This is a genomic window from Micromonospora sp. NPDC003944, from assembly GCF_053605225.1.
In genome coordinates this window covers 24,890-50,838 of sequence record NZ_JBSGIV010000011.1, presented here as the reverse complement: position 1 = coordinate 50,838, position 25,949 = coordinate 24,890, and the positions used below count along the sequence as shown (strand labels likewise).

Below are 25,949 nucleotides of genomic sequence, written 5' to 3'. Positions count from 1 at the left end.
GCCTCGCCAGCACCGCCGGTTTGGCGCATCGGCCCGGAGCCGGGTATCGCCGACGCCGGGTCTGCCTTTCGGCCGATCCGCCACCTCCGTCCGGCTGGCTACGCTGGGTCACCATGAGCACGCCGGATCTTCGACGATGGTGGGTACGCCTGGCCCAGGCCGCCGGACTTGTGGCCATCGGGCTGCTCGCCCTCTTCGACCTCCGGTACAGCTCGCCCAGCGGCCTGACCGCCCTGCTGCTCGTGCTGGTGCGGGTGGGGCTCGCGGTGGCCACGGTGCCGCTCTGGCTGCCGGTGCACCGGCCGGGCTCCCGCCGGCTGCCGCTGGGCGCGCTGATTCTCGCCTCGGCGTCACTGGCCGTGACCGCGGCGAGCGTGATCATTCCCGACGGCCGCTACGGGCTCGGCGGCAGCTGGGGCCTCGCCGAGTCGGCCGGGCTGATCGGGGTGGTCTTCGTGGTGGCGCGCTGGGGGGCACCCCGACTCGCCCCGGCGGCGGCGGTGGTCGCCGGCCTCGCCGTCGCCGCCCTGCCGCTGCGGTCCGGCGCCGAAAGCCTCCTGGTGATCTTCGGTCTGCTCCAGGTGATCGCCGCCGCCGGCGCCGCCGGCGTGGGCCTCTACCTGCGCATCGTTGCCGCCGGTCGGGAGCGGGCCATCGCGCTGGTACGGGCCGAGCAGCGTGCCGAGTTCGCCCGGGACCTGCACGACTTCATCGCCCACCACGTCACCGGCATCGTGGTGCAGGCGCAGGGCGCGCGGTTCGTCGCCGAACGGGACCCGCAGCGGGTGATCGTCGCCCTGGAGCAGATCGAGCATGCCGGCGCCGAGACGATGGCCTCGATGCGACGGATGGTCGGGATCCTGCGCAACCCGCACGCGCCGCCCGACGCGCCGCTGGCCCCACTGGCCGGGGTCACCGAGTTGGAGCCGCTGCTGACCGGGTTCAACGGCGCGGCGAACGCGCCGGCACGACTGCACGTCGACGGCGACCTGAACGGACTGCCGGTGGAGGTCTCGACATCGGCGTACCGGGTGGTGATGGAGGGGCTGACCAACACCCGCCAGCACGCACCCGACGCGCGGTCCGTGGACGTGGCCGTGCGGCGTACCCCGGACTGGCTCCTGGTCCGGGTCGCCGACGACGGGGCGTCGCCGCGCACCACGCCGGCCCGGGGGCACGGCTTCGGGCTCATCGGCCTCAGCGAGCGGGTACGTGCCCTCGGCGGCACGGTCACCGCCGGGCCGGGCGTCGCCGGTGGTTGGGTGCTCGACGCGGCGTTCCCGCTGCAGGTGGCGGCGGTCCGGTGATCCGGGTGCTGATCGCCGATGACCAGGCCATGGTCCGGACCGGCTTCGCAATGATCATCGGCGCCCAGCCGGAGATGGAGGTGGTCGGCGAGGCCGCCGACGGAGTCCAGGCCGTCGAGTTGGCCCGACGACTACGCCCGGACGTGGTGCTGCTGGACATCCGGATGCCTCGCCTCGACGGTCTCGAGGCCCTGCGGCTGCTCGCCGGGCCGGGCGTCGTCGAACCGGTCCGGGTGGTCGTCGTGACGACCTTCGACCTCGACGAGTACGTGCACACCGCGCTCTCCAACGGCGCCTGCGGCTTCCTCCTCAAGGACTCCGGCCCGGCCCTGCTGGTGGAGGCGGTCCGCGCGGCCGTGTCCGGCGACGCACTCATCAGCCCTTCGATCACGGTACGGCTGTTGGAGCACCTCAGCTCACCCGCCCCGGCGCGCGACGACGGCGGCCTGTCGCCACGGGAACTCGACGTCGTGAAGCTCGTCGCCCGGGGCCTGACGAACGCCGAGATCGCCACTCAGCTCTTCATCGCCGTGGGCACGGTCAAGACCCACCTGGCGAGCGTGCAGATGAAACTCACCGCCCGCAACCGGGTCGAGATCGCCGCCTGGGCCTGGGAACGACGTCTCCTCAACTGAGCAGACAGCCTGTCTGCTGTGAGAGGTCCCAGGTCAGGCTCTCGGGAGGCGGGCGGGACGGTGTCCTGCTCGATGGCTTTGGAGCTGATGTCGCGAATGAATCGACGACCCCGGCGACCCGCACGGCCGATGATCCCAGCGATACCGCCGCAGCGGTGACACCGACCGCACCGACCACCGACCACACCGATGTCGTGAACGATTCAGCTCCAAAGGCAGCGTTCGGCACATCATGCGCCAGCCCTGAGCCGAATCCTCGCACCGAAGTCAGCGTCCGCCCCTCGGCGGGGCAGCCTCCCGAACCACGGTGACCTAACATAGACAGTGCTGTATTGCTGCTGGTGGGCGCGCGACCGAGGCGGGGAAATCATCATGCGTGATCGTCGAAATCGAGGAATCCGGTCGAAGGCCGCCGCGCTGGCCGCCGCCGCGCTGGCGGTGACCCTGGTGGCCGTCGGCGCGACCCCGGCGTACGCCGCGGAGGACACCGAACGCCCCAGCGCTCCCGGCCCCATCTCGGTCGTCGCCATCGACACCACCTCGGTCGAGCTGACCTGGGCCGCCTCGACCGACAACGTGGGGGTGGTCCGTTATCCGGTCTCCGCGCGGTTCGAGGACAACGGCCTGACCTGGTCGACCGACACCAACAGCATTCGGATCACCGGCCTGCGGCCGTCGCGCACGTACACCTTCTTCGTGTCGGCGCTCGACGCGGCCGGCAACGGCTCGCCGTCGACCGCGCCCCTGCGGTTGACCATGCCACCGGGGGACGACCAACCGCCGGGCGCGCCGGGTCAACCGGTGGCGTTCGACGTCACCGCCACGGTGGTGCGGCTGCGCTGGACCCCCTCGGTCGAAAACGTCGCTCTTGAACGGTACGAGGTGTTCCAGGTCGACGCCGGCGGCGCCCTCACCCGGGTCAGTGAGGTGTACCAGTACCCACCACGCAACAGCACCCAGGTCAGCGGGTTGACGCCGAACACCCCGTACACCTTCGTGGTGCAGGCCAAGGACGAGGCCGGCAACCGGTCACCGCTGTCCACGCCGGTCACCGTGACCACCCTGCCGCCACCGCCGAGCTGCTCGGTCCGGTCGACGGTGAGTCAGTGGCCGGACGGCTTCGTGGCGCGTCTCGCGGTCACGAACACTGGCCCGACCCCGATCGACGGGTGGACGATGAGCTGGCGGTTCTACGCCGGCCAGCAGCTACGCAGCCTGTGGGGCGCGGAGGTCGTCGACCGCGACAGCAGCTACCTGCGGGTGCGCAACCTCCGCCACGACAAGCAGATCCCGCCCGGCGGCACGGTGTCGCTGGGAGTCGTCGCCAGCGGCACGCAGACTCCGCAGGAGGTCACCGTCAACGGGGGCGTCTGCGTGGTGGCAGACGAATAACACTCGGGTACGGAGTCTGGCGTGGGCCGCGACATCTTGCGACGCTAACGCCTGTGTATGACTACGACCTGTTGGTGCTGGGCTCCGGGCCCAGCGGTCAGAAGGCCGCGATCGCCGCCGCCAAGCTCGGCAGGCGGGTCGGCATCGTGGACCGCCGCGACATGATCGGTGGGGTGTGTATCAACACCGGCACCGTCCCCTCCAAGACGTTGCGCGAGGCCGTGCTCTACCTGACCGGTCTGAGCCAGCGGGACCTGTACGGCAGCAGCTACCGGGTCAAGGAGGACATCACCGTCAGCGACCTGGCGGCCCGGACCCAGCACGTCATCACCCGGCAGACCGATGTCATCCGCAACCAACTGTCCCGCAACCGGGTCACGATGATCACCGGCACCGGGCGTTTCGCCGACGCGCACTCGATCTGGGTCGACGGCGGCTCCGGTCGCGAGTCCAAGGTGACCTTCGACAAGGTCGTCATCGCCGCCGGCACCCGCCCGGCCCGACCGGACAGCGTCGACTTCGACGACCGGACGATCGTGGACTCCGACGGCGTCATCAACCTTCAGGCCGTACCTCGCAGCATGGTCGTGGTGGGCGCCGGTGTGATCGGCATGGAGTACGCCTCGATGTTCGCCGCGCTCGGCACCAAGGTGACTGTGGTGGAACGCCGCGACCGGATGTTGGACTTCTGCGACGACGAGATCGTCGAGTCCCTCAAGTACCACCTGCGCGACCTGTCCGTGGCGTTCCGCTTCGGCGAGGAGGTCGCCGCCGTGGAGAAGCACCAGACGGCGGCGCTGTGCATCCTCAAGAGCGGCAAGAAGATCGTCGCCGACACGGTGATGTACTCGGCGGGTCGACAGGGGCAGACCGACGACCTGGCCCTGGAGGCGGCCGGGTTGGAGGCGGACCGACGCGGCCGGATCGCTGTGGACGCCAACTACCGCACGGCGGTGGAGAACGTCTACGCCGTCGGTGACGTGATCGGCTTTCCCGCGCTCGCGTCCACCTCGATGGAGCAGGGCCGGTTGGCCGCGCAGCACGCCTGCGGCGAACCGATCCGGGAGATGCACGGCCTCCAGCCGATCGGCATCTACACGATCCCGGAGATCAGCTTCGTCGGGCAGACCGAGGCGCAGCTCACCGAGCGCTCGACACCGTTCGAGGTGGGCATCGCCAGGTATCGCGAGCTGGCCCGGGGTCAGATCGTTGGCGACTCGTACGGCATGCTGAAGCTGCTCGTCTCCCCCGACGACGGCCGGCTGCTCGGGGTGCACGTGTTCGGCACCGCCGCCACCGAGATCGTCCACATCGGGCAGGCGGTGATGGGCTGCGGCGGCACGATCGACTACCTGGTCGACGCGGTGTTCAACTACCCGACGCTCGCAGAGGCGTACAAGGTCGCAGCCCTGGACGCGTCCAACAAGATCCGCAACATCACCCGCATCGACGGCTAACCCCCACCCCACCCACCCCACCCCCACCCCACCCACCCCACCCCTCCTGGTGATCAAGAGGTTTCCGTCATGCGACCTGGCGTGTCGTGACGCAAACCTCTTGATCAACGAGAGGGTCGGAGGGGTGGGAGGGGGGCCGGTGGCCCGGTTCGCGTCAGCCTGCGGAGCAGGTGGGGCTCAGGCTGCCGGCGGTGCCGTTGGCCTGGAACCCGAACTCGGTGGACTGCCCGGCTCCGACCTGACCGTTGTAGGCGACGTTGGTCCAGTTCGTCGTGCCGGTGTTACCACTGCGGTTGGCGCTCCAGGCGTTGGTGACGGTGGCGCCCGACGGCAGCCCGATCGACACGGTCCACCCGTTGAGCGCCGACGAGCCCGCGGTGACCCGTACGTTCGCCACGAAGCCACCGTTCCACTGGTTCACCGACACCGTGGCGGTGCAGCCACCCGTGCCGGGCGGCGGCGTGGTGGGCGGGTTGGTCGGCGGGTCCGTCGGAGGGTCGGTGGGCGGGTCGGTGGGCGTGGTGCCGTTGTTCAAGGCGGCGAGGACCGCATCGTACGCGGGCTTCTTCGAGCCGTTGCTGTTGAACAGCAACGGGGTCTGGTTGGAGCGCCACGAGTCACTGTCCCGGATGCCCCACACCGTGATCCCGGTGCAGCGCGAGACGGCGAGGCAGTCCTCGACCACGCTGCGATAGGTGTTTGCCGAGGCCCCCTGGATGTCCAGCTCGGTGATCTGCACGTCCACGCCGAGGGCCGCGAAGCTCGACAGGGTGGTGCGGTAGTTGCTGACGTACGGGGAGTCGTTGTTGAAGTGCGACTGGAAACCGACGCAGTCGATCGGCACACCGCGCGACTTGAAGTCCCGGACCATGTTGTAGACGCCCTGCGTCTTCGCGTGGGTCCAGTTGTCGGTGTTGTAGTCGTTGTAGCAGAGCTTCGCGCCCGGGTCGGCGGCCCGCGCGGCGCGGAACGCCGCCTCGATCCAGTCGTTGCCCGTGCGCTGGAGGTTGGAGTCGCGCCGGCCACCGGAGCTGCCGTCGGCGAACGCCTCGTTCACCACGTCCCAGGCCACGACCTGACCCCGGAAGTGCGTCGCCACCTGCGTGACGTGGTTCAGCATCGCCGACCGCAGGGCACTGCCGCTCATGCTCTGCATCCAACCCGGCTGCTGCGAGTGCCAGGCCAACGTGTGACCCCGGACCGTCATTCCCCGACTCCGCGCGTGGTTGACGATCTGCTCGGCCGAGCCGTAGCTGAACCGACCCTGCTGCGGCTCGGTGGCGTCGATCTTCATCTCGTTCTCGGGCGTCACCGAGTTGAACTCACGATTGAGGATCGTCGTGTAGTTGCTGTCCGACAACCGACCCGCCGCCACGGCCGTACCAAAGTAGCGGCCCTTCTCGGCGGCGGACGCGCCAAGTGTCGTCCCGGCGGCGGCCGGCGGCGCCGTCAGGAACAGCGCCATACCGGCGACGAGGGCACCCGCGCCGGTCAGCGCGATCGCGGCTCTCGATGCCGCCTTCCATCTCGCTCTTCTCATCGTGCGACTCCTTCTCAGGTGGTGGGGTGGGAGGGGAAATCAGGACACCGAACAGGCGGCACCGTTGAGGGCGAACGACGAGGGTTTGCCGGTGTCGCCCTCGTGCGTGGCCTGGAAGCCGATCTGGACCGACGCGTTCGGGGCGATGGTGCTGTTGTAGGAGACGTTGCGGGCGGTCACCGCGCCGCTCGCCGGGGCGTACTGGGCGTTCCAGCCACTGGTGATGCGCTGCCCGGTGGGCAGCGTGAAGGTCAGCGCCCAGCCGTTCACGGCGGTGGCACCGGTGTTGGTGATGGCGACGCTCGCGGTGAGACCGCTGTTCCAGGCGTTGACCGTGTAACCGACCCGGCAGGCACCCTCGCTCGGCGGCGGAGTGGTCGGAGGCGGAGTGGTCGGCGGTGGAGTGGTCGGAGGTGGAGTCGTCGGCGGCGGTGGAGTGGTCGGCGGTGCGGTGCCGTCGAGCCCGAAGAAGCGGATCACCTGCGCCGCGTCGACCGGCAGGTTGTGCGTGACACCCTGCATGCTGATCGCCTCGACCGGCGCCATCGGGCCGTTGCTGCCGTAGCGGGTGCGGGTGTAGCCGGACTGCGGGGAGTCGGTGTACGTCGGGGTCTGGCTCAGCCCGTGCACGTTCGTCCACTGCTTGACCTGCTCACCGAAGTTCGGGTAGCGCAGCGTGTCGTCGTTGGTGCCGTGCCAGATCTGCATGCGGGGCCGCTGACCGGTGTAGCCGGGGTACGCCTCCCGGACGAGGTCACCCCACTGCTGCGCGGTCCGGATGAGCTGCCCGTTCGCGCACTGGCTGTTCCACTCCGAGGTGCCGCCGGTGGCGAAACAGGCGAACGGCACTCCGGCGAACGAGGCGCCCGCCGCGAAGACGTCCGGATAGACGCCGAGCATCACGTTCGTCATCATCGCTCCGGAGGAGGTGCCGGTGGCGAAGATCCGCGAGGGGTCGGCGGCGTACCGCTGCTTCACGTAGTCGACCATGGACATCAGCCCGACCGGGTCGCTGCCGCCGCCACGGCGCAACGCCTGCGGCGAGTAGACGTCCCAGCACTTGCTGCTGCGGGTAGCCGACGGGTAGATCACGATGAAGCCGTACCTGTCGGCGAGGGACGCGTACTGGGTGCCCGAGTGGAACGCGGGGCCCGTCCCGGTGCAGTAGTGCATGGCCAGGAGGATCGCCGGTCGGGTCGCCACCCGGTCCGGGACGTACAGGTGCATCTGCAGGTTGGTGGGGTTGGTGCCGAAGTTGCTCACCTGGGTGAGCGTCGCCGCCGACGCGGGGCTGGCGAACGTCAGCGCGGCGGCTGCCAGCGTCACGGCGGCCATGACGGCGCCAAGCGTTCTCGTCTTCAGTGTCATCGTCGCGATCCCTTGCGAAAAAGGCGCGTGGAAGGGGACTTGAGTCGAGGAGTGCCCTTCGCCCGACCTTGACCGCGGCTCGCGTGACCATGCCAGCTTCAATCGAACACACTCGATTGTCAAGACTTCCGGAAACCTTTCGCCGCAACGGTTTCCGCAGTCACCTGCGCAGCAACCGGCATCGGCGGGCATCGTCGCCGGTGGCTCGTCCCGAGAAATTATCGGGACGTTTTTCGGAATCTGCCGGACCTCCGGTGGGCGCGACTCAGAGCGGCCCGACCGGACGGTCGGGCCGCTGCGTGGGGCCGGTCAGTAGATGTCGCGCCCCCGCTCGTCCGGCACCCCGGACTTGCGGAAGAAGTAGGTGTTGATCTGGTCGCGCCACTCGGTGGCGCAGCGCACCTGCTCCTCCAGCCGTTCGGCGACCCGCTCGTACACGCGCGGGTCGATCATGGCGGTCAACGTCTGCCACCTCCGTCGCATCCCCGCCACCTCTTCGACCCCCGCGAAGTGGGTGTCGTAGATGTGCTGGATGACTGTCGTGCCGCTGTGCAGCACGTGCCCGTACGGCACATGGTGGAAGAAGAGCAACAGCTCGTCGGGGCAGCTCTCGGGTGACTCGTACACCTCGGACCAGTACGGCGGGTACTGCCCGGTGAAGCCGGTGCCCGACGAGCGGCTGCGGTCCACGCCGACACCGTCCCGGTCGGCGAAGTGGTAGGTACCCCACCGGGTGTACTCGTACCCGTCGACGCCGGGGCCGTAGTGGTCGCCAGGGTTGACCATGAAGCCGACGCCGAGCGGGGCGGTGTAGCGCTCGTAGGTGTGCCACGAGTCGTCCATGATCTCGTGCAGCGTCCGCCGCACCAGCCCTGCGTCGGCGGTCGCCGACGGCGGGAAGGTCAGCGTGATCCACTCGTCGAGGATCGCCGTCGGGTCCCGCCGAGGGTCCCAGGCCAGCCGGCCGAACGTGTACAGGTTGGCCTGTGCCAACGGGTGCCCGGTCCAGAAGACGTCGTCGCCGACGTTGGCGACGGCGACCATCCCGCCACCCGCCGACGCCTCTCCCGTGACCACGTCCGCGATCGTCCGTCCGCCCGGCCCCCAGGGGGCGAATGCCAGCACCTCGCTCCACCACGGGCCGAGGTGGCAGACGTGCCGCTGTTGGCCGGTGTACTCCTGGGTGACCTGCAACTCCACCGCCATCCGGGTCGCCGGCATCGCGGCGAGCACCGGCGAGATCGGCTCACGCGTCTGGAAGTCCACCGGGCCGAACTTCACCTGGACGACGACGTTGGTGCGGAACCGCCCGTCGAGCGGGGCGAAGTGGTCGTACGCGGCCCGCGCCCGGTCGGTGGACCGGTCCCGCCAGTCCTGGTGGTGGTTGTAGACGAACGCCCGCCAGTGCACCACTCCCCCGTGCGGGGCGAGCGCCTCGGCCAGCAGGTTCGCGCCGTCGGCGTGGTCACGGCCGTACGTGAACGGGCCGGGTTGCCCCTCCGAGTCGGCCTTCACCAGGTAACCGCCGAAGTCCGGGATCCGGTCGTACACCCGCAGGGTGGTGCCGGCCCACCAGATCCGCACGGACTCGTCCAGGGGGTCGGCGGTCGGCAGGCCACCGAGGAGCACCGGCGCGGCGAAGCTGACCGACAGGTGCACCCGGATGCCGTACGGCCGCAGCACGTCCGCGATCTCGGCCACGTCGCCGAGCCGTTCGGTGAGCAGCAGCGCCTCCGCGCGGGCCACGTTGACGTTGTTCACCGAGATCGCGTTGACCCCGCAGGACGCCAGCAGCCGCCCGTACTCCCGTACCCGGGCCAGGTCGCCGCGCGGACGGCCGTCCTGCCAGAAGATCGAGCCGCCCGCGTACCCCCGTTCGACCTGGCCCATCACCGGGTGCACGGCCACGTTGTCCCAGTGGTTCAGCATGCGTCGACGCAGCGCCGGCCGGTGCCGCTCCGGCGGGCGGGCCGGGTCGAAGGCCGCCGCGCAGAGCCGGACCACGTGGAAGAGCCCGTACAGCAGGCCGGCGGGCGCGTCGGCGAGCACCGCCGTCACCTCGCCGGCCCGCGCCAACACGAAACCCTCGTCGCCGAGCGTCCCGCCGTCGCCCAGTTCGACAAGCGCTGCCTCGCCTGCGGCGCGCGCCGCTTCCACCGCCGGGTTGGGCAGCTCAGCGGCGTCGCGCAGGGCGAGCACCAGATCCACGTCGACGTCCCAGGAGGGGGAATGCCACACCCGGCCGCCGTACCGGGCACAGGCACGTGAGACCTCGTCGAGGACGGTGTCGACGAGCAACCCCTCGCCGTGCAGGAGGATGCGCCGCGCGCCGAGCGACCGGAACGCCTCCGGGGGCAGCCAGGCCGGATGGACGCGCGGCTCGTCGCCGTCCATCGGCTCCTCGACGAACATCAGCTGCTCCAACTCCACCGACTCTTCGGCGTTCACCGGTCCTCCTCCAGCACGACGACCCCGTACGCCGGCAGCCGCAGCGCCGCGCCGGCCACCGTACGGTCGCCGCTGAGCAGGTCGACGCCGCTGGCCCGGGCGGTCACCTCGACCGGCTCCGCACTGTGGTTGAGCAGAAACAGCAGCCGGGACCCGTCCGCCGCGACCCGTACGGCGGACTCGAGGTCCGGGACGTCCGGGTAGGGCCCGAGCAGGTCGTGTCGGGCGAGCACCTGCCGCACCACCCAGGACACCCCGGCCTGGTCCAAGCCGGCGGCCACGTACCAGCCGTCGCCCGCACCGAAGGAGTTGCGGGTCACCGCCGGGGTGCCGGCGTAGAAGTCGGCCTGGTAGGTGCCGACCACCTGCGCGCCCTGCGGGACCACCAGTTCGAAGAGCAGCCGGGCGTCGACGTCGAGAGACTCCGTGCCGTCGTCGAGGCGTACCGGGTTGACCGCCTCCGGGCCGCGCGCATCCCACTCGTCGACCCGGACGCCCATGAGCTGCCCGAGCGGGCCCGGCACGTCCATCAGGAAGACCTGGTCGTTCTCGTCGACCCGGCCGGACAGGTAGGTGGTCAGCACCGAACCACCGCGCGCCGCCACCGCCTCCAGGCGCTGCGGCAGGTCGCCCTTGAGCAGGTGCAGGGCCGGGGCGACGACCACGTCGTAGTGGGACAGGTCGGCGGTCACCGCGACGACGTCCAGGTCCACACCGGCGTCCCAGAGCGCCCGGTGGTACGCGAGCACGACCTGCTGGTAACGGACCAGCCGGGACGGGCCGTCGGAGAGTTCCAACGCCCACCAGCTGTCCCAGTCGAACAGCAGCGCCACCCGGGCCGGTGTCCGCGCGCCGAGCGTCGCCGGGCCGAGGCGTTCCAGTTCGGCGCCCAGCTTGGCGACCTCCCGGAACACCCGGGTGTCGGAGCGACCGGCGTGGCCGATGACCGCTCCGTGGTACTTCTCGCTGCCCCCGCGCGAGGCGCGCAACTGGAAGAAGAGCACCGCGTCGGCGCCGTGTGCCACGGCCTGCCAACTCCACAGCCGCATCAGACCGGGGCGCTTCAACGGGTTGACGTCGCGGCACGCGGTGAAGCTCGGGGTCTGTTCCATCAGCCAGAACGGCTGGCCGTCCTTGAGCCCGCGCATCAGGTCGTGGGTCAGTGCCATCCGGGCCGCCGACCCGTCGTCGGGCGGGTAGTTGTCCCAGGAGACGAAGTCCAGGTGGGGGGCCCAGCGGTGGTAGTCGATCGGCCGGTACATGCCCATGAAGTTGGTGGTCACCGGCAGCGTCGGACTCGACTCCCGGATGGCGGCCTTCTCGTCGCGGAAGTTGGTGAGCATCGCGTCCGAGGTGAACCTCAGGTAGTCGAGGGTGATGCCCGGGAACGCGGTGTGGTCCGGCCCGCGCCAGTGCTCGGTCAGGGCCGACGGCGCCTCGATCTCGTCCCAGTCGGTGAACGTGTGCGCCCAGAAGGTGGTGTACCAGGCCTCGTTCAGCTCGTCGAGGCTGCCGTAGCGGTTGCGCAGCCAGTCCCGAAAGCCGGCCGCGCACAGCGCGCAGTAGCAGGCGCCGCCGTACTCGTTGCCGACGTGCCACGCGAGCACGGCCGGGGTGTCGGCGTAGCGGCGGGCGACCCGGCGGGCCAGCTCCGTCGAGAGCCGGCGGAAGACCGGTGAGCTGGGGCAGGAGTTGTGCCGCTGACCGAACCGGTGCTTGCGGCCCTCGAAGTCGGTCCGGGTCACCTCGGGGTACGCCTTCGCCAACCACGGCGGGTGGGCGCCGGTGCCGGTGGCCAGGCAGATCCCACGTCCCTCGGCACTGGCCCGCTCCACGATCTTGTCCAGCAGCGCGAAGTCGTAGGTGCCCTCGGCGGGCTGGGTGAGCGCCCAGTCGAACACGCCGAGGGTGACCAGGTCGATCCGGGCGCTGTCGAAGAGACGGTAGTCCTGCTTCCATACGTCCTCGGGCCACTGTTCCGGGTTGTAGTCGCCCCCGAAGGGCACCTTGGCGCTGAGGGGCAGGCTCATGCGGTGAACTCCTTCCGGATCAGGTGGATCATCGGGTCGCTGACGCGCAGGAACGCCAGCACCGCGACCGACGCGAGCAGCATCAACACCGCCTCGGAGGAGACCGCGGTGATCCCGGCCGCCGCGGCCAGCAGCAGGGCGTTGCCGACGGGAACACCGGGGGTACGCACGAGGAAGTGCACGGCCAGCCGGAGCACGTCCCGGGTACGGAAGTCGAACAGCGAGGTGATCACCAGGGCGTTCGCCGCGCAGAGTGTCACCACCACCGCGATCAGCACCAGCGGCACCGCCCACAGGCTCGACAGACCGACCGCGCCCCGGTAGGCGAGGTTCACGGCGAGCACTGTCAGCCACAGCAGCGTCGGCACCCACACGCGCAGCACGCCGAACACGTTCGCCCGGTAGCCGCGCCAGAACAGGGCGGCCGGGCTCAGGTCGGTCAGGTCGGTTCGCTGGTGGCGCAGGGCGTACAGGGCGGCGGAGATCGCCGGGCCGAGCGGCACCAGGAAGAGCGCGACAAGCGGCAGGTTGCTGGCGTCGCGGCCGAGCACCAGCAGTGGGAGCAGGGCGGGCACTGTGGTCAGCAGCAGGAGCAGTTCGAGGACGAGCAGGATGTAGACGCGCGAGGTGATCCGCGACAGTGGGCCGTCGCCGAACTGTCGCCAGGTCTGGCTCACGCCACTCACGATCGCTCCCTCTGGTCGCCCGGGGCCCGGTCGGGCGGCGACCACCGCCCGACCGGACGCCGCTGGTCAGCCGTTGTTCTTCTGGAACCGCTCGTACGCCTTGTTGACCAGGTCGATGTACTTGTCGGAGTTCTTGGCCTTCAGCTCGGCCACGTACGCGTCCCACTCACCGAGCGGACGCTGGCCCAGGGCGAACTTCAGCGTGTTCTGGGTGACGAAGTCCTTCAGCGGGGTCTCCCAGAGCGACACCTGCTCGCGCTCCTCGTCGGTGAACGGGCGCGGCGGGGGTACCTCCCGCGGCTTGCGGGCGTCCATCACCTTCTGGAACTCCAACTCCTCCGGCGAGAAGAACCCACGAACCAGGTCGGGGGTGCCGCCGTAGGCGAAGACGCCGTTGTGGAAGCCGAAGTCCTTCTGCAGGTGCTTGGGCGCCTTCGGGTGCAGGCCGAGGAAGTCGATGCCGGGGTCGAGCGAGCGCTTGCCGGAAGCGTCCTTGGTGAAGGTGGTGCCCTCGACGCCCCAGCGGGCGAACTCCAGGCCGGCATCCGAGTACCACAACCAGTCGATGAACTGCATCATGGCCACGAAGTTCTTGCTCTCCCGTGCCTTCGAGGAGATCATGATGCCGTTCTCCAGCCGGGGGAACGGGTTGACCTCGCCAGCCGGGCCGATCGGCAGCGGGATCTTGGCCATCTTCGCGTTCGGCAGGGTCTTGGCCAGGTCGGGGCGGTGGTTGTTGACGAGCGTCTGCGCGTTGCCGGTGACCACGAAGGACTTGCCGTTGGCGAGCTTCTGCCGGGCCTGGTCGTCGGTCTGGGTGAAGCTCTCCGGGTCGAGCAACCCTTCGGAGACGAGCTTGTGCAGGTACGTGACCACCTGCTTGTACTGCTCGGACGAGCCGGTGTAGGTGAACTTCTTCGCCGTCGGATCCCAGGTGGCGTGCTGGAAGTCCCAGCCCGCGTAGGTGCCGTGGGACGAGCCGAGGATCCCCAGCAGTGCGCCCGTCGGGTTGGGCTTGCTGAAGAGGTCGGAGTACGGGTAGACGTTCGGGTACTTCGCCTTCATCGCCTTGAGGACCGTGTACAGCTCGTCCCAGGTCTTCGGGATGGCGAGGTTGAGCTCCTGCATGATGTCGGTGCGCACCAGCACCGTGTAGTCCTGCGTGGGCTTCTCGTGCATGCCGGGCAGCAGGTAGAACTTACCGTCGGCCTGCCGCAGGTTGTCGATCTCCGGCTTGAGGTTCCACTTGGTGATCTTTTCCTTGAGGTTGGGCATCAGGTCCAGGTAGTCACTCACCGGGAGGATCGCCCCGGAGGACACGAACGCGTCCTCCTGCGGGTGGTACGTCTTCGGGATGATCAACGGCGCGTCACCGGCGCCGATCAACAGGCTGCGCTTCTGCTCGTAGTCGCTCAGCGGCACGGCCACCGGATCGATCTTGACATTGGTCCGCTTGGTGAGTTCCGACCAGAACAGCCAGTCCTCCTTCAGCGGGTAGAACGTGTGGTTGTTGTAGAGGGTGGAGAACGACAGCGCCTCGGTGGCCTTGAACTGGTCGCCGATGCCGTAGGTGGCCATCGCGCCGACCCGGTTCTCGGAGAGGTCCGTGGACTCACCGGGGTCTTCGGAGCAGGCGGTGGCAAGGGAGAGCGCGAGCAGACCCGCGGTGGCTGCCGCCACGCGGCGCCACGTCTTGTGGAGCATGGCTCGTCCTTTCGGTGGTGGGGTTCGGAGGTGCAGCAGTGCGGTGCTCGCCGTCATCCCTTGACCGCGCCGAGCATCACGCCACGGACGAAGTACCGCTGGACGAAGGGGTAGACCGCCAGGATGGGCAGGGTGGTGAGCACGATCGTCACGGCCTGGAGGGTGGCCGCGGCCTGGACCTTGTCGGCGTCGGCGGCGGACGACTCCGCGCTTGTGGCGCCCGCGATGAGGTTGCGGAGGTACACGGTGACCGGCAGCAGGTCCTGCCGGTCGATGTAGAGGAACGCGGTGAACCACGAGTTCCAGAAGGAGACGGCGTAGAAGAGCACCATCGTGGCGATGATCGCCTTCGACAGGGGCAGGACGACCCGCAGCAGGATGCCGTACGTGTTCAGCCCGTCGACAGCCGCGGCCTCCTCCAACTCGCTCGGCAGACTCTCGAAGAAGGCCTTCATCACCAGCAGGTTGAACACACTGATGGCGTTGGGGACCACCACGGCCCAGATGGTGTTCTTCATTCCCAGGCTGGTCACCAGCACGTAGTTGGGGATCAGTCCACCGGAGAAGAACATGGTGAACAGCGCGACACCGATGAGGAAGGGCCGCCCCTTGAGCTGCGGCTTCGACAACACGTACGCGTAACAGGTGGTCAGCACGATGGAGATGAGCGTGGCGACCACTGTGTACACCACCGTGTTGCGGTAGTTCGTCCAGAACATCGCGTCGGACATGACCAGCTTGTACGCGGTCAGGTCGAACCCCCGCGGAACGATCGTCACCTTGCCCGCGAGGATTGCCGCCTCTTCGCTCAACGACCGGGCCACGATGGTGAGGAACGGGTACAGCGTCGCCACCACGACGCCGAGCAGGACGACGGTGTTGACGACCCGGAAGGCCCGGTAACCCCGGCTGTCGTCCGGCCCGCGCGTCGTCGGGGCGTCGGTCTTCGTACCGAGGGTCACCACAGGCTCGTCCCCACCGTGCGACGGGAGATGACGTTCGCCGACAGGACGAGGACCAGCCCGATCACCGCCTCGAAGAGGCCGATGGCGGCCGCGTAGCTGAAGTTGCTCGACTGGAAGCCCATCCGGAAGAGGTAGGTCGAGACCACGTCGGCGGTCGGGTAGGTCAACGGGTTGTAGAGCAGCAGGATCTTCTCGAACCCGACCGCCAGGAAGCTGCCGATGTTGAGGATCAGCAGGGTCACCATCGTCGGCCGGATGCCGGGCAGCGTGACGTGCCAGGTCTGTCGCAGCCGCCCGGCGCCGTCGATCCGGGCGGCCTCGTACAGGTCTTCGTCGATGGTGGTGAGGGCGGCGAGGTAGAGGATCGTGCCCCACCCGACGGTCTGCCAGACCTCGGACGAGACGTAGATGGTGCGGAACCACTCCGGTTTCTGCAGGAACGCGACCGGGTCGCCACCGAACAGGCTGACGACCTGGTTGGCGGTGCCCTCGATCGAGGTCAACTGCATGACCATCGCCGCCACGATCACGATCGACAGGAAGTGCGGCAGATAGGACACGGACTGGACGAACCGCTTGAAACGGCGGGCCCGGACCTCGTTGAGCAGCAGCGCCAGCACGATCGGCAGCGGAAAACAGAACAGCAGGGTCAGCGTACCGAGCACGAGGGTGTTGGTGAACACCTCCCAGAACGTCGGGTCGGTGAGGAACATCCGGAAGTAGCGCAGGCCGACCCAGTACTCGCCGAAGATGCTGCCGCCGGGCTTGAACCGGCGGAAGGCGATGATGTTGCCGATCATCGGCAGGTACCGGAAGACGAGGAAGAACAGCAACGGCAGGATGGCCAGGGAGTAGAGCTGCCAGTCCCGGCGCAGTGCCTGCCGCCAACTGCGACGGCGTCGCGGTGAGCGCGGGGCGGGGCGGTGCGCCTCCTGCGGGGGACGCGGGGGCGCCGGTGGCGGTGGCGGTGGCGGTGGCCGCAGGGTGGATGTCATCCTCGGCCTCCTATGCCGACTGTCGAACAGCCACGAGGGGCTCGACCCGCACCGAGGTGAGCAGTTCCCGGTCGTGACCGACCTGACGCTCGGCGCCGACAAGTCGCAGCGGCAGGGTCGCCGCCACGTCACCACTCGACCGGCCGAACCGCAGCTCGACGTCGCCGGGCTCGACGACCCGCCGGCCGGACAACCCGGTGAACGACGCCACGTCGGCGGGTACGCCGAACGTCACGTGCGCCGCCTCGCCGGGCGCCAACGGCAGTCGGGTGTAGCCGATCAGCCGGACCACGGGGCGGGTGGTCTGCGCGACCGGGTCGTGCAGGTAGAGCTGGACGACCTCGGTGCCGGCCCGCTCACCGGTGTTGGCCACGGTGATCCGCACCCGCACCTCGCCGTCGACGGGCCAGTCAACCGGGTCCTCGCGCGGCTCGACCACCGTCGCGTCGGACCACTCGAAGGTGGTGTAGCTCAACCCGTGACCGAAGGGGTAGGCCGGGGTCGGGTCGATCGAGGAGACCTTGTTGCGTCGACCGAGCGGTGGTGCGAGGTAGGTGCTCGGCAGCCCGCCGGCGTCGCGGGGAACGCCGACCGGCAACCGCCCGGAGGGGTTCACCGCGCCGGTGAGCACCTCGGCGAGCGCCTGCGCACCGAGCTGACCGAGGAAGAACGCCTGCACCACGGCCGCCGCGCCGTCGAACTCCGGGCCGAGCGCGTAGGGACGGCCGGCCATCAACACCAGGACGACCGGGGTGCCGGTGGCCAGGACGGCGCGGACGAGGTCGGCTTGCACGCCGGGTAGTCGCAGGTCGACGGCGTCGCAGCCCTCGCCGGAGGTGCCTCGGCCGAACATTCCCGCCCGGTCGCCGACGGCCAGCACGCACACGTCGGCGGCGGCAGCCGCGGCGACCGCGGCCGGGATACCCGAGGTGTCCTCGCCGGTGATCGCGCACCCCGGCTCGTGGGTGAGCAGCGGGACGCGTCGGGTCAACTCGTCGCGCAGTGTGGGGATGTCCAGGCCGAGCCCGAACTCACTGTGGTGGACCCCCACGTGGTTGGGGAACGTGTAGCAGCCGAGCATGGCCATCGGGTCGTCGGCGGCCGGGCCGACCAGGGCGACCCGCCTCCCCACCGGCAGCGGAAGGACGCCGGTGTTGCGCAGCAGGACGACGGACTCCCGGGCCAGGCGTACGGCGACGTCCCGGCTGGCCTCGTCGTCGAAGCGCAGGGACTCGACGTCGTCGGGCAGCGCCTGCCAGCCCTCGTCGAGCAGACCGACCTCGATCTTCTGGATCAGCACCCGGCGCAGCGCGCCGTCGATCAACGCCTCGTCGACGTCGCCTCGACGCGCCGCCTCCACAAGCGGCTCGCCGAACGCGTCGACAGTGGGCAGTTCGACGTCGATCCCGGCCCGCAGGGCGAGACGCGCCGCGTCGGCGGCGTCCCCGGCGACCCCGTGCAGGGTCTGCAGGAACCGTACGGCGAAGTAGTCGGCCACCACGGTGCCGGTGAAGCCCCACTCGTCGCGCAACAGCCCGGTCAGCAGCCCACGGTCGGCCGCGACGGGCAGGCCGTCGATCTCGGCGTAGGAGTTCATCACCGAGCGAGCGCCACCGAGGCGCAGCGCCATCTCGAACGGCGGCAGGATGACGTCGGTCAGCTCGCGGTGACCCATCGGCACCGGCGCGAGGTTGCGCCCGCCGCGGGAGGCGGAGTAGCCGGCGAAGTGCTTCAGCGTGGCCACCACGCCGGCGCGCTCCAGCCCTCGCACGTACGCGGCACCTGTCGTCCCGACCAGGTAGGGGTCCTCGCCGATCGTCTCCTCGGTGCGGCCCCAGCGGTAGTCCCGGGTGACGTCCAGGACCGGCGCGAGCCCCTGGTGCACACCGGCGGCACGCATCGACCGTCCGATGCGGTCGGCCATCGCCTCGACCAGGTCGGGGTCGAAGGACGCACCCCAGCTCAGTGGAGTCGGGTAGACGGTGGCCCGCCACGCCGCGAACCCGGTGAGGCACTCCTCGTGGACCTGCGCCGGGATGCCGAACCGACTGGCGGCGACGATCTGCGCCTGCGAGGCCGCCAACGACCGGGCGCCGAGCACCGGGTCGACCGGGGCGGTGCCGAACGGACGGGTGAGTTGACCCAACCCGTACCTGATGACGGTGCTCCACGGCGGCAAGTCGCTGATCATGTCCGACTGGTGCGGTGCGACGCCCTCGCCGCTGGCCTCGGCGCCGACCCAGACCCCGACGAGCTGGGCGATCTTCTCTTCGAGGGACATCAATTGCAGAAGTGCCTCGGCGCGGTCGGTCGGCGACAGCCGCTGATCACGCCACGGCGCGACGCCGTCCCCGAGCGACTGACCACTCATGCCATGACCCCTTAGCTCCGGCCACATCCCGCCGCCTCCGTGGAACCAGCTCCGTAGCCGCCGTTTCTCACGATCCGAAACTTTCCGGAAGCCCGCGTAACCTTTTCGGCAACTTAAGTGCCCCATCGACGCCTGTCAAGGGCATCAATCGAACTACCAGCGGGTGTTCCCTGCACACGGTGGCTCCACAATCGGCGCCCAGTCGTCGATGGGCCACATGGCGACCGCGAATGTGCGGACCGACTTCGGCACCGACTGGCGTGAATGTCTCGTCATGTTAAGGTCGGCCGAAACTTTCGATGCTGTATGAGGCTGCGATGACAGAGCACCGCCCGCTCGACCCACCCGCCTCCACCACCACCATCGCGACCATCGCCAATGACGTCGGCGTCTCGGTCGCCACCGTGTCCAAGGTCCTCAACGGACGCGGCGATGTCGCCCCCGGCACCAGAGCCCGCGTCGAGGCGAGCCTCGACCGCCACCAGTACCAGCGCCGCACCCGCCGGAGTGCGACAAGCGCCGGTCGGGTGGACCTCGTGTTCCACGAGTTCGACACGGGATGGGCGATGGAGATCCTGCGAGGCGTCGAGGCGGTGACCAGCGCGGCCGGCATCGGCTTGTCGATCGCTCAGCTCGACGGCGCGCACCGCCCACCAGCCCGATGGCTGGAGGCACTCCTCGCCGACCGCCCCCTGGGTGTGGTGTTCGTCCTCTCCCACCTGGCCGATGCCCAACAGCAGCACCTGCGGCGGCAGGGCATACCGTTCGTGGTCGTCGACACCGACAGCGCGACCTCGGCCTCCGTACCCACAGTCGGGTCGAACAACTGGAACGGCGGCCTGCTCGCCGCCCGGCACCTGCTGGACCTGGGGCACCGACGGATCGCCATCATCTCCGGGCCACCCGACGTGCTGTGCAGCCGCGCTCGTGCCGCCGGCTTCCAGTCGGCCCATGACGAAGCCGGGATAACTGTCGACCGCGAGCTGATCCGCTACGGCAGCTTCTCGGCCGGCGCGGGGCACGCCCACGGGCTGCAACTGCTCCAGCGACCGGACCGACCCACAGCGGTCTTCGCCGGTTCGGACATCCAGGCCATGGGGGTGCTCCGGGCCGCCCGGCAGTGCGGCCTGCGAGTGCCCGAGGACCTGTCGGTGATCGGGTACGACAACCTGCCCGTCTCCGCCTGGACCGACCCGGCCCTCACCACGATCAACCAGCCGTTGCGCGACATGGCCGGCATCGCCACCCAGATGCTGCTGGACCTGACCAGGGGAAACGAGCCGGCGACAAGCCGGATCGACCTGGTGACCGAACTGGTCGTGCGGGAGAGCACCGCGCCCCCCGCAAACCCGCACTGACCCCGGCCCCTGCGAGGACCTGTGCCCCACACCGCCTTCACCTTCGACGAACTCCAGCGGTACGCGCCCGAGGTCGCCGAGCCGGACGACTTCGACGAGTTCTGGCGCGACACGCTCGCCGAGGCGACCGACGTGCCGGTGCTCGTCGACGTCCGTCCCGAACCCACCGACCTGCGGTTGCTCGACTCCTGGGACGTCACGTTCGCCGGCTTCGGCGGTGACCCCGTACGCGCCTGGTACACCCGGCCGGCCGGGATCCGGGAGCCACTGCCGGCGGTGGTCGAGTACGCCGGCTACGGCCGCGGCCGCGGTCTGCCTCACGAACGGTTGACCTGGCCGGTGGCCGGTTACGCGCACCTGCTGATGGACAACCGGGGCCAGTCGGGGCAGCACGGCGCCGGGGACACTCCCGACCCGCACGGGGCGCCCGGCGGGCCCTCGCCGGTCACCTGGGGGATCCGCGACCCGCGGGACTACCACTACCGCCGCCTGATCACCGATGCGGTCCGGGCCGTCGAGGCGGTCCGCGCGCTGCCGGGGGTCGAGCACGACCGGGTCACCGTGCTGGGCAACAGCCAGGGCGGCGGCATCGCCCTGGCGGTGGCCGGTCTCGTCGACGATCTCGGCGCGGTGCTGACCACCGCCCCGTTCCTCTGTGACATGCGCCGGGCCGTCGCGCTCACCGACCTCGCGCCGTACGGCGAGATCGCCCGGTACCTGGCCGTGGACCGGGAGGCCGAGGAGGCCGTGTGGCGCACCCTGTCCTACGTCGACGGGGTGAGCTTCGCGCGTCGCGCGACGGCACCCGCGCACTTCGGGGTCGGCCGACGCGACACCGTGTGCCCGCCACGCACCGCCTTCGCCGCCTACAACCACTACGGCGCCGCGAACGGGAAGCCGGTCCCACCCGAGCGGGAGATGCACGTCTACCCGTTCAACGGCCACGAGGGCGGCGAGGCGGTGCACGTCCGGCGTCAGCTCCGCTGGCTGGGCGCGGTGCTCCCGACAGCCGTGGTCTGAGCGACCCAACGCCCCGTCCCGACTGGCCACGCTCGTCGACCGGATGTCACCTGACACCACCGTCGCGGTGCCGGGCCCACCGGCTCGGCACCGCGCGGACCGTTCCGGCGCGGTGCCGCACCGCCTACCGGGCACCCCAGCACCCCGGCATGCCAGCGGCAAGCCGGGCGGTCACTGCTGCGTGGCGCGGTAGAGACGACTCACGGTCTCGGCGACGCAGACGGGCTTCCCACCGCCGTCGCTCTCGACGGTGACCGTGGCGACCACCTGCACCCCACCGCTCACCGGAGACACCTCGGCGATGGTCGCGGTGGCGCGTACGGCGGCGCCGACCCGCAGCGGCGCGGGGAAACGCACCCGGTTCAGCCCGTAGTTGACCCCCATCGCCACCCCCTCGACCCGGTAGAGCCCGCCGGCCAACGCCGGCAACAGCGACAGGGTGAGGTAACCGTGTGCGATCGTCCCGCCGAACGGCCCCGCCGCGGCGCGGACCGGGTCGAGATGGATCCACTGGTGGTCGTCGGTGGCGTCGGCGAAGAGGTCGACGCGGCTCTGCTCGACGCGCTGCCACGGGCCGGGCCCGAAGCTCTCACCCGTCGCGGCGGCCAGGTCCTCGAACGAGGTGAACACTCTCATGCCGGGTCTCCAGAGGGCTAGAAGGCGTTGACGCCGGTGAGCGCGCGTCCGATGAGGAGTTGCTGGATCTGACTGGTGCCCTCGTAGAGGGTGGCGACCCGGGCGTCGCGCAGGTACTTGCCGACCGGGTACTCGTCGATGTAGCCGTACCCACCGAAGACCTGGACCGCGTTGTTTGCCGCGCGGACGGCGGCCTCACTCGCGAAGAGCTTGGCCACCGACGCCTCGGTGGCGAACGGCTGGTCCCGGTCGATCAGGTCGGCCACCTGCCACACCAGCAGCCGGGCGGCAGCGGTGTCCACCGCGATGGCGGCGAGCAGTTGTTGGACGAGCTGGTGCCCGGCGATCGGCTTGTCGAACTGGGTCCGCTGTCCGGCGTAACCGACCGCCGCGTCGAGGCAGCCCTGGGCGATGCCGACGCACCCGGCGGCCACCGACATCCGGCCCTTGGCGAGGGTGGCCAGGGCCAGCCGGAAGCCGCCGCCCTCGGCACCGAGAAGGGCCGTGTCGGGCACGCGGACCTCGTCGAAGCCCAGCTCGCCGGTGGCCTGGCCGCGCAGGCCGAGCTTGCCGTGGATCTCCCGCCGGGTCAGCCCCGGGCTGTCGGTGGGCACCAGGAAGGCGCTGATCCCTCGGTGCCCGGGGGCGCCGGTGCGGGCGAAGACGAGCGCGACGTCGGCGGTGGTGCCGTTGGTGATGAACGTCTTCGTGCCGGTGAGCAGCCAGTCGGTGCCGTCGCGGACCGCGCGGGTGCGCAGCGCCGCCGCATCCGAGCCGCTGTCCGGCTCGGTCAGCGCGAAGCAGCCGAGCGCGGTGCCGGCGCAGAGCTTCGGCAGCCACTCGGCCCGCTGCTCCGCGCTGCCGTGTGCGGCCACCGACTTCGCGACCAGGCCGAGGGAGACCGAGACGATGCCCCGCACCGCGGAGTCGCCCCGGCCGAGCTCTTCCAGGACCAGGCAGTACGCGAGGTGGTCGCCGCCGGAACCGCCGTCGGCCTCGGCGATGGTCAGCCCCAGGAAGCCCAGGTCACCGAGCATGCCGACGATGGCGGGGTCGACCGACTCGCGGCGGTCCCAGGCGGGCGCGTGCGGCAGCAGCTCGCGCTCGGCGAACTCGGCGGCCAACTGGCGGACCGCCGCCTGCTCGGCGGAGAGGGTGAGGTCCATGACGCTCAAACTAGCGGTGATAGTTAAACGCGTCCAGACCGGATGGTCACCGGTCGGAGGCCAGACCGACATGCCGTTCGGCGGTGAACGTGCGAGCCAGTTCGGTACGCGAACGGATGCCCAGCCGGTGGAACACGTTGCGCAGGTGGTGGTCGACGGTACGGGTGGAGAGGAACAGCCGGGCCGCGATCTCCCGGTTGGTGGCGCCCTCGGCGACCAGCTCGGCGATCCGCAGCTGCTGGCCGGTCAGCAACCGCGCCGCGGGCAGGTCCGGCGGACCGATCGACTCCCCGGCCGCCCGCAGCTCCGTGGTCGCCTGCTCGGCCCAGCGCTCCACCCCGAGCAGACCGAACATCTCGCGGGCCTGGTGCAGGTGCGTCCGCGCGTCGCGAGGGCGTCGACTGCGGCGCAGCTCCTGACCGAAGAGCAGTTCGGTGCGAGCCCGCTCGAACGTGCCGGCCTCCGTCGGGTGCAGGCGCAGCGCCGCCTGGAAGGCGCGCTCCGCCTCGGCGCCGCCGCGAGGCGCGAGCAGCGCGTGGCAGCGCGCGGACAGCGCCCGGCGCAGCGGGCTCGCGGTGCTGCTGGCCCACCTGTCGAACGCGGCGAGCGCGGCCGTCGCCGCCGGCCGGTGCGCCAGGTGCGCCGCCGCCTCCACCAGGTACGGGGTGGCCATCACCTGCACGAGGACCTGACCGCGGCCGGTGCCGAGCCGGGCCAGCGACGCCAACCGGGCCGCGGCCTCGGCGTGCCGACCGTCGACCAGGTCGAGCACCGCCAGGGCCCACGCGGCGAGCGCGTGCGGACGGCTACCCGGAGTCGGTGACTCGCCGATCTCGCGGATCCGCCGCAGGCTGGCGTCGCGGTCGGCCCGGATCGCGGCGAGGACGGCGAGCATGCCCAGGTGGACGTTCGCGCAGTTGACCTGGCCGGTGGCACGGGCGACGCGCAGCCCGTCGCGGGAAGTCTCCGCCGCCGCCTCGTGCCGACCCAACCAGTACTCGGCGACCGCCCGCAGCTCCAGGGCCCGCGACAGCATGGACAGCTCGCCCCGTTCCCGGGCCAGCTCGACAGCACGCTCGGCGAGCCGATGGGCCGCGCCGTCCACGGCCACCAGCAGGCCGGCCGCCGCGGCGCAACTGAGCGCGGTGGGGGTCGACGCCGCACCGGTCAGCCGGCCGCCCAGCACCACGGCACGGCGCAGCGCGGGGCCGGCCCGCTCGTGGTCGCCGCGCAGGGTCGCCGCCACCCCGGAGATCAGCGAGCCCATGAGTTCCACGGCCGGCGGGTCGTTCGGCCGCCGCAACGCCAGCGCCCGGCGGTCGACCTCGGCGTACCGGTACTGGTCACCGGAGAAGCAGACGGCCTCGCCGGCCCGGACCAACCCGCACAGCGCCAGGGCGCGGTGGGTGCCGGCCACCGTCGCCGCGGACGTCAGCAGCGTGACCGACGCACTCGACGCGGTGCCACAGCGCAGCTCCAGCTCACCGCGGAGCAGGTCGGCGCGTCCTCGGACGATCGGGTCGGCGCAGACCGCGCGGAGGCGGTCGAGCAGCAACCGGGCCGCGTCGGGCTTCCCCCCGGCCCAGGCGTAGCGGGCGGCGGTCAGCAGACGGGCAGCGGTCAGCGTCGGGTGGTCGCTCAACTCGGCGGCCCGGCGCAGGGCCGCCGAGGCGGTGGACCAGCCGTCGGACCCGCCGACCGCCGCCTGTTCCAACTCGGCGGCGAGGACCGGGTCGGCACCCGCCGTCGCGGCGGCCCGGTGCATCGCCCGACGGAGCCGCTGCCCGTCCGCGACAAGCACCTCGGCGAGCAGTCGGTGCGCCGCGCGGCGCTGCGCGAGTGGCGCGCTGGCGGCGATCATCGCGCGCACCAGCGGCTGCGGAAAGGTGACACCTCGTTGCTCCACGCGGACCAGGCCGGCGACCTCCGCCGGGGCGAGCGCCTCGACCTCGGCGCCGGCGGCCGCCGCGGCTCGGATCAGGGTGCCCGGTTCGCCGTCCTCGTCGAGCGCGGCGAGCAGCAGCACCCGTCGGGTCTCCGGTGGCAGCCGGTCCAGCCGGGCGCGGTACGCGCGAGCCAGCGCTCCGTCCGCCGGTGGCGCGGCCGGCAGCGACTCCTCACCCCGCCACTGCCCCGCGCTGAGCACCTCGGCGAGGTCCACCAGGGCCTGCGGGTTGCCACCGCCGATCGTGGCCAACGCGGCCAGGGCCGATGCGGCGGGCCTCTCGGGGAGTGCGTCGACGCCCGCACGCTCGACCAGCCGATCGAGCCGGTCGGTGAGGACTGCGGCGCTCTCGTGCTCGGTCAGTGCGCGCAGTCGGCGTGCCGGTATCCCGTCGAGGTTGGCGGTGACGTCCGCGGTGAGCAGGACGGCGAGCGGCAGGTGCCGCACGCGGCGGGCCACGAACGCCAGCGCCTGCGCGGTCTGCGGATCACCCCGGTCGATGTCGTCCATGGTGACGAGCAACGGCCGGTCCCCGGCGGCGGCGCTGAGCAGCCCGAGCACCGCCATCGACAGTGTCAGTTGCCGGCCGGAGGGGCAGCCCTCCCCGGCCAGCGCACGCCGCAGCGCCTGCCGTTGCTCGGTGGGCAGGCCGGCGGCCCGGTCGAGCACCGGGTCGAGCAGACGTTGCAGCCCGGCGTACGGCAGGGCGGCCTCCTCGGCGAGCCCACTGCCGGCGAGCACGTTGCAGCCCTCGGCGTGCCGATGGGCGTAGCCGACAAGCGCGGAGCGGCCCGATCCGGGCTCTCCGCACACCAGCAGGGCACCGCCGGCGGTGGTCATGTCGTCGAGCAGGCTTCGGACAGCCCGGCACTCGTCGTCCCGGCCACGCAGCACGGTTAGTTGCACTCTTGATGCAGTAACCATGT

General features: G+C 70.7%; 18 protein-coding genes. 6 read left to right on the top strand and 12 right to left on the bottom strand.

Translation table 11 applies throughout. The features are described from left to right. Nucleotides 1-113 precede the first annotated feature (113 nt). The 4 genes from ACWER9_RS07875 to sthA all read left to right on the top strand — a co-directional run bounded on the left by ACWER9_RS07875 (nucleotide 114) and on the right by sthA (nucleotide 4,791). Nucleotides 114-1,307 carry a sensor histidine kinase gene (locus ACWER9_RS07875; protein ID WP_452301072.1) on the top strand — a complete coding sequence of 398 codons (1,194 nt, stop codon included), beginning with the start codon at nucleotides 114-116 and terminating at the stop codon, nucleotides 1,305-1,307. Continuing rightward, complete coding sequence (locus ACWER9_RS07870; RefSeq protein WP_452301071.1) at nucleotides 1,304-1,942, top strand: response regulator; 639 nt, start codon at nucleotides 1,304-1,306, stop codon at nucleotides 1,940-1,942. The genes ACWER9_RS07875 and ACWER9_RS07870 overlap by 4 nt, the downstream gene beginning before the upstream one ends. 372 nt (nucleotides 1,943-2,314) lie before the next feature. Beyond that, nucleotides 2,315-3,334, top strand: coding sequence for a fibronectin type III domain-containing protein (locus ACWER9_RS07865; RefSeq protein ID WP_452301069.1), 1,020 nt, complete (start codon nucleotides 2,315-2,317; stop codon nucleotides 3,332-3,334). 53 nt (nucleotides 3,335-3,387) lie between these two features. Continuing rightward, the gene (gene sthA, locus ACWER9_RS07860) at nucleotides 3,388-4,791 is read left to right on the top strand and encodes a Si-specific NAD(P)(+) transhydrogenase (protein WP_357353289.1); all 1,404 of its coding nucleotides are present in this window, start codon (nucleotides 3,388-3,390) and stop codon (nucleotides 4,789-4,791) included. Between the two features lie 154 nt (nucleotides 4,792-4,945). Here sthA and ACWER9_RS07855 read toward each other — a convergent pair whose 3' ends face one another. The 9 genes from ACWER9_RS07855 to ACWER9_RS07815 all read right to left on the bottom strand — a co-directional run bounded on the left by ACWER9_RS07855 (nucleotide 4,946) and on the right by ACWER9_RS07815 (nucleotide 18,898). Further along, the gene (locus ACWER9_RS07855; protein WP_452301068.1) at nucleotides 4,946-6,331 is read right to left on the bottom strand and encodes an endo-1,4-beta-xylanase; all 1,386 of its coding nucleotides are present in this window, start codon (nucleotides 6,329-6,331) and stop codon (nucleotides 4,946-4,948) included. A gap of 39 nt (nucleotides 6,332-6,370) precedes the next feature. Further along, entirely contained in the window at nucleotides 6,371-7,699 is a 1,329-nt protein-coding gene (locus ACWER9_RS07850; RefSeq protein WP_452301067.1) for an extracellular catalytic domain type 1 short-chain-length polyhydroxyalkanoate depolymerase, read from the bottom strand. A gap of 309 nt (nucleotides 7,700-8,008) precedes the next feature. Continuing rightward, nucleotides 8,009-10,147, bottom strand: a complete 2,139-nt coding sequence (locus tag ACWER9_RS07845; RefSeq protein ID WP_452301066.1) for an alpha-glucuronidase — start codon at nucleotides 10,145-10,147, stop codon at nucleotides 8,009-8,011. After that, a complete protein-coding gene (locus tag ACWER9_RS07840) occupies nucleotides 10,144-12,177 on the bottom strand; it encodes a beta-galactosidase (protein ID WP_452301065.1) in 2,034 nt (677 codons plus the stop codon). The genes ACWER9_RS07845 and ACWER9_RS07840 overlap by 4 nt, the downstream gene beginning before the upstream one ends. Further along, nucleotides 12,174-12,863 (bottom strand): DUF624 domain-containing protein, encoded by a 690-nt coding sequence (locus tag ACWER9_RS07835; RefSeq protein ID WP_452301064.1) that lies wholly within the window; start codon nucleotides 12,861-12,863, stop codon nucleotides 12,174-12,176. Before ACWER9_RS07835 ends, ACWER9_RS07840 begins: the two co-directional genes overlap by 4 nt. A 66-nt stretch (nucleotides 12,864-12,929) precedes the next feature. Further along, nucleotides 12,930-14,567, bottom strand: coding sequence for an ABC transporter substrate-binding protein (locus ACWER9_RS07830; RefSeq protein WP_452301063.1), 1,638 nt, complete (start codon nucleotides 14,565-14,567; stop codon nucleotides 12,930-12,932). Nucleotides 14,568-14,620: 53 nt separating this feature from the next. After that, nucleotides 14,621-15,529: a carbohydrate ABC transporter permease gene (locus tag ACWER9_RS07825; protein ID WP_452301062.1), complete on the bottom strand. Its 909-nt coding sequence runs from the start codon at nucleotides 15,527-15,529 to the stop codon at nucleotides 14,621-14,623. Continuing rightward, the gene (locus ACWER9_RS07820; protein ID WP_452301061.1) at nucleotides 15,526-16,527 is read right to left on the bottom strand and encodes an ABC transporter permease; all 1,002 of its coding nucleotides are present in this window, start codon (nucleotides 16,525-16,527) and stop codon (nucleotides 15,526-15,528) included. The genes ACWER9_RS07825 and ACWER9_RS07820 overlap by 4 nt, the downstream gene beginning before the upstream one ends. Nucleotides 16,528-16,537: 10 nt before the next feature. Then, nucleotides 16,538-18,898 carry a beta-xylosidase/alpha-l-arabinosidase gene (locus ACWER9_RS07815; protein ID WP_452301060.1) on the bottom strand — a complete coding sequence of 787 codons (2,361 nt, stop codon included), beginning with the start codon at nucleotides 18,896-18,898 and terminating at the stop codon, nucleotides 16,538-16,540. A gap of 317 nt (nucleotides 18,899-19,215) precedes the next feature. Between ACWER9_RS07815 and ACWER9_RS07810 the strand changes: the two genes are divergently transcribed. After that, nucleotides 19,216-20,256 carry a LacI family DNA-binding transcriptional regulator gene (locus tag ACWER9_RS07810; protein WP_452301059.1) on the top strand — a complete coding sequence of 347 codons (1,041 nt, stop codon included), beginning with the start codon at nucleotides 19,216-19,218 and terminating at the stop codon, nucleotides 20,254-20,256. Nucleotides 20,257-20,277: 21 nt separating this feature from the next. After that, entirely contained in the window at nucleotides 20,278-21,276 is a 999-nt protein-coding gene (locus ACWER9_RS07805) for an acetylxylan esterase (protein ID WP_452301058.1), read from the top strand. A gap of 171 nt (nucleotides 21,277-21,447) precedes the next feature. Here ACWER9_RS07805 and ACWER9_RS07800 read toward each other — a convergent pair whose 3' ends face one another. Genes ACWER9_RS07800 through ACWER9_RS07790 form a run of 3 tightly spaced genes read right to left on the bottom strand, consistent with a single transcriptional unit; the run spans nucleotide 21,448 to nucleotide 25,947 of the window. After that, complete coding sequence (locus tag ACWER9_RS07800; protein WP_452301057.1) at nucleotides 21,448-21,912, bottom strand: MaoC family dehydratase; 465 nt, start codon at nucleotides 21,910-21,912, stop codon at nucleotides 21,448-21,450. Between the two features lie 17 nt (nucleotides 21,913-21,929). After that, nucleotides 21,930-23,078 (bottom strand): acyl-CoA dehydrogenase family protein, encoded by a 1,149-nt coding sequence (locus ACWER9_RS07795; protein WP_452301056.1) that lies wholly within the window; start codon nucleotides 23,076-23,078, stop codon nucleotides 21,930-21,932. Between the two features lie 46 nt (nucleotides 23,079-23,124). Then, entirely contained in the window at nucleotides 23,125-25,947 is a 2,823-nt protein-coding gene (locus ACWER9_RS07790) for an AAA family ATPase (protein WP_452301055.1), read from the bottom strand. Between the last annotated feature and the right edge of the window lie 2 nt (nucleotides 25,948-25,949).